This is a genomic window from Yersinia rochesterensis (assembly GCF_003600645.1).
Classification (GTDB): Bacteria; Pseudomonadota; Gammaproteobacteria; order Enterobacterales; family Enterobacteriaceae; genus Yersinia; species Yersinia rochesterensis.
The window spans coordinates 1954016-1966991 of sequence record NZ_CP032482.1; the positions used below are offsets into that span (position 1 = coordinate 1954016).

Sequence of the window (12976 nt, forward strand, 5' to 3'; positions counted from 1 at the left end):
GGTATATCAAACAGAATGAAATGAAAGGGGCTTAGTATGAATTTCCAACAGCTTAAAATTATTCGGGAATCAGCCCGTTGCAATTACAATCTGACCGAAGTGGCAAACACACTATTTACTTCGCAGTCCGGTGTCAGCCGGCATATCCGCGAGTTGGAAGAAGAATTAGGCATTGAGATATTCATCCGACGAGGAAAGCGGCTATTGGGGATGACTGAGCCGGGCAAAGAGTTACTGACCGTCGCGGAGCGCATGTTAAATGATGCTAATCAAATCCGCCGTCTGGCAGATGTATTTAGCAATAATGATAGTGGGCAGCTACATATAGCGACTACACATACTCAAGCGCGTTATAGCTTACCGCGAGTGATTAAAGAGTTTCGCTTGTTGTATCCGCAGGTCAAGTTGGTGATTAGCCAAGGAAACCCGCAAGAAATTACCGCGATGTTGCAATCCGGCGAGGCCGATATCGGCATTGCCACTGAATTATTGATGAGTGATGAATCTGTCGCGGCATTTCCTTATTATCGCTGGCACCACGCGATTGTGGTGCCAGAAAATCACCCATTAACACAAGAATCGAACATTACTCTGGAAACCTTGAGTACCTTGCCATTAATTACTTACCGGCAAGGAATAACTGGCCGTTTCCGTCTGGATAATGCCTTTAAAAATGCAGGATTAACCCCCGATATTGCCCTCAGCGCACAAGATTCTGATGTCATTAAAACCTATGTCGAACTGGGCATGGGCGTAGGTATTTTGGCGGATATGTCTTATGAAGCACATCGCGACAAAGGTCTGGTACGGCTCAATGCTGAGCATCTGTTTGATGCCAATACAGTATGGTTGGGGTTAAAACGGGGGCAGTTACAACGTAACTTTATCTGGTTCTTTATCCAACTCTGCAATCCAACACTTTCCCTACATGACATTAAAGAGAAAGTGTTGGCGGAAGCAGTAGATGAAGTGGTGCTTGATTACGAAATTTAGCTTATCAGTAAAATGGCCTGATGATTCTGACAAAATCGTCAGTCAAGGTCATCATTGTCCGGGGTAAATTGCACCCGTACCTCTGTCCCACCTGATTCCCGTTGGCGAATATCACAATGCCCATTCAGGCTGGCGGCTCTATCATGCATAATCATCAGGCCGTAATGATTTGGCCGCTTACTGGCTTGACCAATCCCACGGCCATTGTCGATGATTGACATGACGATATCACCTTGCTCGACCATGACGTTGACTGCGGCCTCACTGGCGCGGGCATGCTTATAAATATTATTCAGTGCTTCCCGCGCGATATTGACCATATGAATGGCTTGATGGTTAGGAACTGCATCTGGCGGTAAGTTGAAATCGAGTGTAATAGGCAAGTTGGCGCGCTCGCTGAATTCATTGACCAATGTTTGAAGTGCGGCCTGTAATGTCGCGGCATTGAGTTTCAAGCGGAAGGTGGTCAGCAACTCACGTAGTTGGCGGTAGGCAGTATTAAGTTCATCGCGCATTTGCTTAATCAATAACTTACTGGGTTCTGGCAAGTCCGGAACCTGAATTTGCAAACAGCTAATTTGTATTTTCAAACAGGAAAGTGACTGAGCGATGGAGTCATGCAGTTCGCGGGCAATGGCGGAACGCTCTTCCATAAGCAGTAATTGCTGCTGGTGTCTGGCCTGACTTTCCAGTGCCAATGTGCTGGTCAATTGCTCGACTAACATATTTACTAATTGTTGCTGATCTGAATTGAGCGGGTTCTCTGAAGGAATCTTTGCCAGTAATAAGCCATATTGACCCAACTTATCGGACAAACTCCAACTAAGAGATTCCCGTGATGCCGCACGATCCGCAACAATAGATGAACCGCTAATAGTTAATTGAGTCGGGCGATTTTGCGGCGGCAAATATTCACCATCCAAAGCATCAGTCAGTTGTGAGCGGTAAAGGTGATTTTCATACAGACAAATTTGTACATTTTCCAGCGGTGTCAGGGTTTGTAATTGCTCAATCACTGGCACCAAACGTTCACTGAGTGGCTGATGGGTATGCAACTGGCGACTACTATGATAAAGGAAAGCCAACACTTGGTTTTTCTGTTGTAAATCAGCCGTTTTCTGGACGACACGTTGCTCCAAATCACTATAAATTAATGAAAGCTCCTGCGACATGCGGTTTAATGCGGTTCCCAGCATCCCCATTTCGTCTCGCTGATAGGGTTGAGTGAAGCGCTTGCTGAAATCACCGCGGCCAATTGCGTTCGCCATCGAGATCAATTGCAGCCATGGGTGCAATAAACGGCGGCGGAGATAATAAATAGTGGCGATCATCAGCCCCAGAGTCAGCACAATGAAAACCAACTGAATCATAGTCACCAGCAATAGGCGCTGCTCGGTTTTATGGTCGATAGCGAGTACCAATGCATCCAGTTGGCGGACAAAATCGGCCACACTGGTAGCGACATCATCGGGCTGCTTAGCTCGTAGCAGTTGTGGTTTTAAGGTCGTTTGCCAGTAACGTTCAATTTGCTGGTATTGGCTAGTTAAGCCCTCCCGTTGGAGTGAAAGCTGTAAATCACTGCTGGTTTTATCTTGCTCCAGTGCCGCCAGATAGGGTAAATCCCCCTTATCTAGCGGCACCATGGAAAGCAGCCGATAACTTTGCATGCGCAGGGAACCTGCTTTATTGATTGCATGCGCATTACCTTGAATGCTTTGAGCCATCCATGACGAAATTGTCATACCCGCCAACCCCAACATGCCTAGTAGTATCATCAGTAAGGCAATCTGATTAACTAATGGAATTAGGTAACGTTTCATAAAGTGGCATTCCTTTAACCTGTAAGCGTGGCAGCCTTGCCGTGTTTAATCCCGCAATATTAGCGTTAGTGGGATTTCATACCGGCGGCTGTCATCATCATACGGAACAGCATGGAAACTGCCAATAAAGCCAGCACACTGCCGCACCAGATAAGTAGCATCCAACCGATTCTCTTCCACCACGGGGATTTTACTGGCTCAAGTGGTTGGGAAGATGATTGTGAGTTCATCATTCAGTGATAACCCTGTTCGTGATTGATTTTTCCCCTGAACACATAGTAGCTCCAGAAAGTATAAACCAGAATGATTGGGATAATAAACAGTGCGCCGACCAGCATGAATCCCAAGCTCTGTGGTGGGGCGGCTGCTTGCCATAAGGTAATTGATGGCGGAATAAGATAAGGCCAAATGCTGATACCTAATCCGCTGTAGCCCAAAAACACTAACAACAAAGTCAGCAGGAATGGGGCATAATGCCCGCCATGTTTGACGGCGCGCAGTAAAGACCCGCTTGCCAATAGCACCAATAATGGGACGGGCAGGAACCAGAAAAGATTAGGTAAGCTGAACCAACGCGCCGCAATTTGTGGGTGGCTCAGGGGTGTCCACACGCTGATAATGATAATAATGAGTAGCATCATCAATGTCAGTGGCCTTGCCAGTTTTTGCATTACTTGCTGCACATGACCGTCGGTTTTCATGATGAGCCAGGTACAGCCAAGCAGAGCATACGCAATGACCAGACCCAAGCCGCAGAACAGTGCAAAAGGGGTAAACCAATCAAATGGCCCGCCACTGTAGCTGCGCCCGGTGACTGGGAAGCCGTGAATAAATGCCCCGACTACCATGCCCTGAGTGAAAGTGGCAATCAGCGAGCCGCCAATAAAGGCTTTATCCCAGATATGCTGTTTTTCCTGGCTGGCTTTAAAACGAAACTCAAATGCAACACCACGGAAAATGAGCCCCAGCAGCATTAAAGTCAGCGGAATAGCCAGTGCATCAAGAATAACCGCGTAAGCCAGTGGGAAAGCCCCCAGTAGCGCCGCACCACCCAGCACCAGCCAGGTTTCGTTGCCATCCCAGACTGGGGCGACGCTGTTCATCATTAAGTCCCGATCCCGGCTGTTTTTAACCAGCGGGAACAGGATGCCAATCCCTAAATCAAAGCCATCCATCACCACGTACATCATGGTGCTAAAGACAATAATGACAAACCAAATCAGTGGAAGATCAATGCCCATCATGAGCTCCTATTTGGGTTATTGTCGGACGTCAATAAATCGCCATCAGCATTAAGCGGTTCACGAATTGCTGACAGAGGGCGAGCTGGCGTGGCGTGTTGACCGGGGCCACCTTTATCTTGTTGATGACCTTCATGCGCTTTTGGTCCTTTGCGGATGAGCCGCATCATATAGGCGTAACCGACACCAAAGACTGAGCCATACACCAGGATAAATATCAGCAAGCTGATGCTCATATGTATCTCACCATGGGATGAAACTGCATCACTGGTGCGCTGTAAACCATAGACAATCCACGGCTGGCGGCCCACTTCGGTGGTAAACCAGCCCGCCAGAATAGCAATCAACCCCGATGGCCCCATCCACAATACAAAATAAAGGAAGGGACGCGACTGATACAGACCACCGCGCCAACGGAGCCACAAACTCCAAAAACCGGCCAAAATCATTAACATGCCTAACCCGACCATAATGCGGAAAGACCAAAAAACAATGGTTGAGTTCGGGCGATCTTCCGGTGGGAAAGATTTCAGCGCTGGGATCTGTTTTTCCAAGCTGTGAGTCAGAATAAGACTCCCTAAATAGGGGATTTTCAGCGCGAAATGGGTTTTCTCTTGCTTCATGTCCGGCCAGCCAAACAGGATAAGCGGCGTAGGTTCACCGGGTTTATTTTCCCAGTGCCCCTCAATGGCTGCAATTTTAGCCGGTTGATATTCCAGTGTATTTAGGCCATGGGCATCACCAATAACGGCTTGCAGTGGGGCGATAATCAAGGCCATCCACATTGCCATCGACAACATTTTCCGCATCGCGGGGGTATCGCGTTTGCGCAGTAAATGCCAGGCGGCAGAAGCACCGACAAAGAATGCTGAGGCCAGAAAAGCGGCGGTCGACATGTGCAGCAAGCGGTAGGGGAAAGAGGGGTTGAATATCACTTTTAGCCAGTCAACCGGCACCACTTGTCCATTAATCACTTCAAAGCCTTGGGGCGTTTGCATCCAGCTATTGGAAGCCAATATCCAGAAGGTCGACATGAGGGTGCCCAATGCCACCATGCAGGTGGCAAAGAAATGCAAACCGGGGCCAACACGATGCCAGCCAAACAACATCACACCAAGGAAACCGGCTTCGAGGAAGAAGGCTGTCAGGACTTCATAAGTCAGCAGCGGGCCGGTGATGCTGCCTGCAAATTCAGAGAAAAAGCTCCAGTTAGTGCCAAACTGGTAGGCCATCACCAGACCAGACACGACCCCCATACCAAAGTTGACGGCAAAGATTTTTGACCAGAAATGGTAAAGATCGCGGTAATCCTCATTTTTGGTTTTTAGCCATAAACCTTCGAGCACCGCTAGAAAGCTGGCCAGCCCAATAGTGATCGCTGGGAAGATGATATGGAACGAAATGGTGAAAGCGAATTGGATCCTGGCCAACTCGAGAGCGGTTAAGCCAAACATAGCGACCTCGCTGTAAACATGGTACTGCCTCATCAATCTAGAAAATAAATCGCGCCATATTGATTATTCGGGAGAGCTGCAACGGGCGATTATTTCGGGTGTAAACTTGGCAGTTAGTTAACCATAAGTTAAAGTGGCTATAATAGTGACAATTAATTCAATCTTACCTATAACAGTTGGTCTATGACGCGATATGAACAGTTAGCGCAACAAATTCGGGCGCAAATACAATCCAAGGTCTGGCAAGCGGGCGACAAACTGCCTTCATTGCGAGAAAGTTGTAAGCAATCGGGGTTAAGCTTAATGACCGTGGTGCAGTCTTATCAGTTATTGGAAAGTCAGGGCTGGATCGTGGCGCGCCCGCAATCGGGATATTATGTTGCTTCGCGTCCGACCCAATTGCCTCAGCCACAGCGCGGCAAAAAACTGCATCTGGATGAGCAGGTAGACATTAATACCTTTATTTTTGATGTGCTACAGGCGGGGAAAGATCCCGCCATAATACCTTTGGGTTCTGCATTTCCAGACCCGAGTTTATTGCTGCAACCCCGCTTGTCACGTGCACTAGCCAGTGTCGCGCGCAAAATATCACCACAAAGCTCAATGACTAACTTACCGCCGGGCAATGAAAGTTTACGGCGCAATATTGCTCAGCGTTATGCCGCTAGTGGGATGAATGTTTCACCGGAGGAAATTGTGATTACCGCCGGTGCGATGGAGTCGCTTAGCCTTAGTTTACAGTCGGTTACGCAACCCGGAGATTGGGTAGTGATTGAGTCGCCAGCATTTTATGGTGCATTGCAGGCCATTGAACGCTTGCGCTTAAAAGCCATCGCCATTACCACACACCCGCAGCAGGGGATGGATCTCGATGCGCTTGAGCAGGTCATCAGTCAGTACCCCATCAAAGCTTGTTGGTTAATGACGCATTTCCAGAATCCGCTAGGTTGCACTATGTCTTGGCCACAGAAAAAACGGCTGGTGGGTTTGCTGCAACAAAATAATATCTCGCTGATTGAAGATGATGTTTATGGCGAATTGTATTTCGGCGCTGAGCGCCCGTTGCCGGCCAAAGCCCTCGATCAACACCGGCAAATTTTGCATTGCTCCTCTTTTTCTAAATGTTTGGCTCCGGGGTTTCGCGTCGGCTGGGTCGCGGCAGGTGAACACGCGCAGCGGGTGCAACATTTGCAATTGATGAGTACGGTTTCCGCCAGTGTTCCGACCCAGTTAGCCATTGCCGATTATCTCAGCCAAGGGGGGTACGATACTCACCTGCGCCGTTTGCGCCGCATCATGGAACAGCGGCTCAATGCACTGCGCCAGGCAGTGGTGGAGCACTTTCCCAAGAATGTTAAAATCAGTCACCCCGCAGGGGGATATTTCTTATGGCTGGAGCTGGAACCGCCTTTCAATGCCAGTGAGTTATACCAGCGAGCACTGGCGCAGGGGGTCAGTATTGCACCGGGGCGAATGTTTACCACCGGCAAGCAATTTGATCACTGTTTTCGTTTGAATGCTTCATTTGCCTGGTCGGAACAAAGTGAAAAGGCCATTCGCATTTTGGCTATGTTGATAATTCAACTGACCTGTGGTGATGATAGCCGCTCGCGTTAGCCCGGCCACCTTTCCTCAATACTCTGCTTTTCAATACAATCAAGGCTTCTCAATACAATCAGACAGGCGGCTCCAGAAAATGGAGCCATAGCCACATTTTATTCTGCTGAAATGACCGCTTTATTTTTACTTTCGCTATTGTGATAAGTAAACGTGTTATGCATAAACGGCTTAATCCCACACTTCTTACCCACTTATTCAACAGTAGAAATGCACTTAATTGATGCGCTCAATGCTCATTTATAGGGCGCTAAGAATATCTATTGTTGATTTTATGTTGCCAAAGTGTGATCTGACAGAGCAAAAATCAAAATTGGCATTGAATGCATATAATTTCGAGTGAAACCCACGGGATAGGCCAATTTAGCCGATTAATACAGTATGAATGCTGGCTATTTGCATAATTATGCATTTTAAATATTTGTTTTAATGGGAATTAAACATTTTATTCACATTGTAGTCGGTGTGGCACGAAAGCTGCTCTACACTTTATGTCAGGTGAATATATTTCATTCTTCATTATTTCCAGAATAAGAGATTTTGTTGGGTGGCAAAGTGGTTCCTCACGACAAGTTTCTCATCCTTATTTACGCTGATTAAAGAGGTCTCTATGGAACAGCCAATCCCGGTTACCCGACAGTCTTTTGATGAATGGATAGTCCCGACCTATGCTCCGGCAGATTTTATTGTGGTACGTGGTGAAGGGGCATTGTTGTGGGATCAGCAGGGTAAATCTTATATCGATTTTGCCGGGGGTATTGCTGTCAATGCCTTGGGGCATGGGCATCCTGCCGTGAAAGCTGCATTGATTGAGCAAGCAGACAAAGTATGGCATTTGGGCAATGGCTATACCAATGAGCCGGTACTGCGTCTGGCGAAGCAATTGATTGATGCCACCTTCGCCGAGAAAGTGTTTTTTTGTAACTCAGGGGCTGAAGCCAATGAAGCGGCGCTGAAACTGGCACGCAAATATGCATTGGATAATTTTGCCAATAAACCGGGGCAACAGGGTGAAAAGAATCAGATTGTCGCCTTTAGAAACGCGTTTCATGGCCGGACACTCTTTACTGTCTCGGCGGGCGGGCAGCCGAAATACTCACAGGATTTTGCTCCGTTACCGGGTGGAATTAGCCACGGTATTTTCAATGATCTGGCCTCTGCTGAGGCGCTAATCAATGACCAAACCTGTGCGGTGATTGTCGAACCGATTCAGGGTGAGGGCGGTGTGTTACCCGCAGAAACCGAGTTTCTACATGGCCTGCGGGCATTGTGCGATCGCCATAATGCCTTACTGATTTTTGATGAAGTACAAACCGGGGTGGGCCGCACCGGCGAGCTGTATGCCTATATACATTATGGTGTCACGCCTGATGTCCTGACCAGCGCTAAAGCCCTCGGCGGTGGGTTCCCCATTGCGGCGATGTTGACCACCACAAAATATGCCAGTGCCCTGAATGTGGGGAGCCACGGGACAACTTACGGCGGTAACCCGTTGGCGTGTGCGGTTGCGGGAACTGTTTTATCCCTCATCAATACTCCTGAGGTACTGGCGGGTGTGAAAGAAAGGCATCAGTGGTTTTTAGAGGGGTTGGCAGAGATTAATGCTCGCCACAAGGTTTTCGTCGAAATCCGTGGGCGCGGTTTATTGATTGGCTGCGTGCTCAACAGTGATTACGCCGGTAAGTCTAAAGACATCATTCAGGCCGCCGCTCAACATGGGCTAATCGCCTTGATTGCTGGCCCTGATGTGGTGCGCTTTGTGCCGTCACTGATTATTTCACGACAGGATATTAAAGAGGGGTTAGCCCGACTTGCTCTGGGTATTGAGCAGGTTTGTCGTAAGGCTAAGCCGTAACACATAAGCCGTAACACATAAGCCGTAACACTTCGGCAGTCAGCAAGGACCTTGAATATGATGAGAGTTCGCCCGGTAGAGCGCCGTGATTTAGCCGATATCTTTGAGTTGGCTGGAAAAACCGGCGTTGGCATGACCTCACTGCCGCAAAATGAGCAGCATCTCGAAGCGAGAATCGAGCGTGCATTGAATACCTGGCAAGGTTCTTTGGCGGTAGGTGAACAGGGTTATCTGTTTGTGTTGGAAGATACTGAGCGGGATAAAGTCGTAGGGGTCAGCGCCATTGAAGTGGCCGTGGGAATGAATGACCCTTGGTATAACTTCCGCGTGGGGACTCTGGTTCACGCCTCCAAAACGCTCAATGTGTACAAATCAGTCCCGACCCTATTCTTGAGCAATGACCACACTGGCTACAGCGAACTCTGCACTCTGTTTCTTGATCCTGAATATCGTAAGGATAAAAACGGCCCTTTCTTATCAAAAGTCCGCTTTCTGTTTATTGCCGCATTTCGTCAGTTTTTCTCCCGCAAAGTGATCGCCGAGATGCGCGGTTACACCGATGAGCAGGGGCGTTCGCCATTTTGGGAAAACGTTGGCCGCCACTTTTTCGCTATCGAATTCGCTAAAGCGGATTATTTGAGTGGGACGGGGCAAAAAGCATTTATTGCTGAATTGATGCCAAAACACCCGTTGTATGTGGATTTCCTGGCCGAGGAAGCCCGTGCGGTGATAGGTCAGGTTCACCCCCACACTGCACCTGCGCGGGCGGTTCTGGAGACTGAAGGCCTGCAATATCAAGGGTATGTCGATATCTTTGATGGTGGCCCGACATTGGAAGCCAGTATTGATGAAGTGCGGGCGGTGCGTGATAGCAGCCAACGAAAAGTCGTTATCGATGATAGCGATATTGACCCAACTGGCACCGCTTATTTAGTGACCAATGACAGTTACCAATATTTCCGCGCAATATTGATTCACACCCATCTATCAGACGAATTGCTGCATTTAACCACTGAAAATGCAGCCGCACTGGGGGTCATCGCCGGTGATTCGGTTCGGATAATTAGCCTTTTTGCACCGGAGACAAGAAAATGACCCATCCAGCACTGTTTATTCAGGGGAAATGGCGCACTGGCAAAGGTGCTCATTTCGACAAACATGACCCTATGGATCAGCAATTATTATGGCAAGCGCGTGCCGCTGACAGCACAGATGTTGCCGCCGCCTGTAGTGCGGCGCGCGATGCTTTCCCAGCTTGGGCACGGACGCCACTGGAACAGCGGGTGGCCATTGTTCAACGTTTTGCCGCATTACTTGAACAACATAAACAGCCATTGGCGCGCACCATTAGCCTGGAAACCAGTAAACCACACTGGGAAACCCTGACAGAAGTGCAGGCCATGGTGGGCAAAGTGGCCATTTCATTGCAAGCCTATCAAACCCGCACCGGCAGCAGCCAAACCCCGATGGCGGATGGCGTTTCAGTGCTACGGCACCGGCCGCATGGCGTGTTGGCAGTATTTGGCCCTTATAACTTCCCCGGACATTTACCGAATGGGCATATTGTCCCTGCATTGTTAGCGGGCAACACGGTGGTGTTTAAACCCAGTGAGCTGACCCCGGTGACAGCAGAAGAAACCGTCAAATTATGGCAATCGGCAGGTATTCCTGATGGCGTGCTCAATTTAGTGCAGGGCGGGCGAGAAACCGGCGAAGCACTGGCGGCTCAACCTGATATTGATGGCTTGCTGTTTACCGGCAGCGCCAATACCGGTTACCACTTGCATCAAAAACTGGCCGGTCAGCCAGAGAAAATTTTGGCGCTGGAGATGGGCGGAAATAATGCGCTGATCATCGAGCAAGTGAAAGACTGTGATGCGGCAGTCAACCTCGCGATTCAGTCTGCGTTTATCTCCGCCGGTCAGCGCTGTACCTGCTCGCGCCGCCTGTTAGTTAAACGCGGTGAGCAAGGTGATGCATTTTTACAGCGTTTTGTGGCGGTAGCTAAAGCGCTGCGTATCGGGCGCTGGGATAGTCAACCGGCTCCTTTTATGGGGGCGGTGATTTCCGCTCAGGCGGCTGAAAAAATGCTGGTAGCTCAACAACATCTGCTGGCATTAGGGGGGCAATCCTTATTGACCATGACTCGCCCCGATAGCCAAAGCGCCGTTTTAACACCGGGTATTATTGATATCACCGGCCTCAGTGAGGCCCCTGATGAAGAATATTTTGGCCCGCTGGTGAGTGTGATTCGCTATACCGATTTTAGTGAGGCACTAAAAATAGCGAATCAAACCCGATTCGGTTTAGCCATTGGTTTGGTTTCAGAGGACAGAGAACAGTTCGATCAACTGCTCTTGGAGGCGCGTGCGGGTATTGTTAACTGGAATAAACCGTTGACGGGAGCCTCTAGCGCAGCTCCCTTTGGTGGGATCGGGGCTTCAGGGAATCATCGACCAAGTGCATTTTACGCCGCTGATTACTGTGCCTGGCCGATGGCGTCACTCGAAAGTGAAAGCTTGACGCTGCCAGCTACCTTGTCACCGGGGATTTCTTTCGATTTACCTGATTAACTCATTTACCTGATTAGCCCTACGACATAATGAGAACATAGGCGCGAGCGGAGAATACGATGGCAGGATATGAAGTGAACTTCGATGGATTGGTTGGGCTGACCCATCACTATGCGGGATTGTCTTTTGGCAATGAAGCCTCTGCCAAACATCAAAATGCACTCTCCAACCCGAAGCTAGCGGCAAAACAGGGTTTGCTGAAAATGAAAACGCTGGCTGATTTAGGGTACAAGCAGGGCATATTGCCACCGCAGGAGCGCCCCGCGCTAGGTTTTTTACGCCAACTTGGGTTCAGTGGTTCAGATGAACAAGTCTTGAGTGAAGTTGCTCGTAAATCTCCGCGCCTATTGTCGGCGGTGAGTTCAGCATCATCTATGTGGACGGCGAATGCGGCGACAGTCTCACCCTCCGCTGACAGTGCTGATGGCCGGGTTCATTTTACTGTCGCAAACTTGAATAATAAATTTCATCGGGCCATTGAGACCAATACAACGTCAGCAATATTAAAAAGTATTTTCAATAACCATCGTCATTTTGTGCATCACGATGCTTTGCCTTCGGTTGAGTTATTTGGCGATGAGGGCGCGGCAAACCATAACCGTCTGGGAGGCGAATATGACCACCCCGCGATCCAGGTCTTTGTTTATGGTCGTCAAGGGCTTGAGAGCGGAATAGCACCTAGCCGATATCCTGCCCGGCAAACATTGGAGGCCAGCGAGGCCGTGGCGCGATTACATCTGTTAGATCCTGACCGGGCTGTTTTTATTCAGCAAAATCCAGCGGTTATCGATCAAGGGGTATTCCACAACGATGTTATCGCGGTCAGTAATCAAAACGTGTTATTCCACCACCAATACGCATTCGTGCCCGATATTCAGGTAATGGATAGTTTGCGCCGCAAGATGGCGCGAATTGAGCAACAGCTAATCACCATTGAAGTGCCTGCTGCGCAAGTTTCTGTCGGACAAGCGGTATCGACCTATCTGTTTAACAGCCAATTGTTGAATAAACTCAATGGCAAGATGCTGCTGGTAATCCCACAAGAATCACAAGAAAACCCAGCGGTGTGGGGATATCTATCTGAACTGATAAATAGCGGCGGCCCAATTGATGAAGTTAGAGTTTTTGACCTGCGCGAAAGTATGCACAATGGTGGTGGGCCGGCCTGTTTGCGCTTGCGTGTCGCGCTAAATGAAACAGAGTTGGCGGCGGTGAATAGCCGAGTGATGATGACTCCGGCCTTGTTTGTAGCGCTGAATAATTGGGTCGATAAATATTATCGCGATCGTTTGCAATTTAAGGATTTAGCAGACCCGCAGTTATTGCAAGAAGGGCGACAAGCATTGGACGAATTGACGAAAATACTTAACCTTGGCTCAATATATCCGTTCCAGAATCATTAATAAAAACAAAGCTATTAACC

Annotated in this window: 10 protein-coding genes; 6 read left to right on the forward strand and 4 right to left on the reverse strand. The window is 48.9% G+C overall.

Features of this window, described 5'->3' with window-relative positions:
* Window positions 1-36: 36 nt before the first annotated feature.
* Window positions 37-993 carry an HTH-type transcriptional regulator Cbl gene (gene cbl / locus DXZ79_RS09190; RefSeq protein ID WP_050291765.1) on the forward strand — a complete coding sequence of 319 codons (957 nt, stop codon included), beginning with the start codon at window positions 37-39 and terminating at the stop codon, window positions 991-993.
* A 38-nt stretch (window positions 994-1031) separates the two neighbouring features.
* On the opposite strand, the gene narX is transcribed toward cbl, so the two are convergent.
* From narX to DXZ79_RS09210, 4 genes are all read right to left on the reverse strand, one after another.
* Entirely contained in the window at window positions 1032-2813 is a 1782-nt protein-coding gene (gene narX / locus DXZ79_RS09195; RefSeq protein ID WP_120011231.1) for a nitrate/nitrite two-component system sensor histidine kinase NarX, read from the reverse strand.
* Window positions 2814-2878: 65 nt separating this feature from the next.
* A complete protein-coding gene (locus tag DXZ79_RS09200; protein WP_071841726.1) occupies window positions 2879-3046 on the reverse strand; it encodes a DUF2474 domain-containing protein in 168 nt (55 codons plus the stop codon).
* Window positions 3047-4054 (reverse strand): cytochrome d ubiquinol oxidase subunit II, encoded by a 1008-nt coding sequence (cydB, locus tag DXZ79_RS09205; RefSeq protein WP_038633523.1) that lies wholly within the window; start codon window positions 4052-4054, stop codon window positions 3047-3049.
* Window positions 4054-5508 carry a cytochrome ubiquinol oxidase subunit I gene (locus DXZ79_RS09210; RefSeq protein ID WP_038633520.1) on the reverse strand — a complete coding sequence of 485 codons (1455 nt, stop codon included), beginning with the start codon at window positions 5506-5508 and terminating at the stop codon, window positions 4054-4056. The genes cydB and DXZ79_RS09210 overlap by 1 nt, the downstream gene beginning before the upstream one ends.
* A 183-nt stretch (window positions 5509-5691) precedes the next feature.
* On the opposite strand from DXZ79_RS09210, the gene DXZ79_RS09215 reads away from it, so the two are divergent.
* The 5 genes from DXZ79_RS09215 (at window position 5692) to astB (ending at window position 12956) form a co-directional block, all read left to right on the forward strand.
* Window positions 5692-7125 carry an aminotransferase-like domain-containing protein gene (locus tag DXZ79_RS09215; RefSeq protein WP_120011232.1) on the forward strand — a complete coding sequence of 478 codons (1434 nt, stop codon included), beginning with the start codon at window positions 5692-5694 and terminating at the stop codon, window positions 7123-7125.
* Between the two features lie 610 nt (window positions 7126-7735).
* Complete coding sequence (locus DXZ79_RS09220; RefSeq protein WP_120011233.1) at window positions 7736-8980, forward strand: aspartate aminotransferase family protein; 1245 nt, start codon at window positions 7736-7738, stop codon at window positions 8978-8980.
* A 57-nt stretch (window positions 8981-9037) separates the two neighbouring features.
* Window positions 9038-10075, forward strand: coding sequence for an arginine N-succinyltransferase (gene astA / locus DXZ79_RS09225; protein ID WP_038633511.1), 1038 nt, complete (start codon window positions 9038-9040; stop codon window positions 10073-10075).
* Window positions 10072-11553, forward strand: a complete 1482-nt coding sequence (gene astD / locus DXZ79_RS09230) for a succinylglutamate-semialdehyde dehydrogenase (RefSeq protein ID WP_038633508.1) — start codon at window positions 10072-10074, stop codon at window positions 11551-11553. The genes astA and astD overlap by 4 nt, the downstream gene beginning before the upstream one ends.
* Window positions 11554-11612: 59 nt before the next feature.
* Window positions 11613-12956, forward strand: coding sequence for an N-succinylarginine dihydrolase (gene astB / locus DXZ79_RS09235; RefSeq protein WP_038633505.1), 1344 nt, complete (start codon window positions 11613-11615; stop codon window positions 12954-12956).
* Window positions 12957-12976 lie beyond the last annotated feature (20 nt).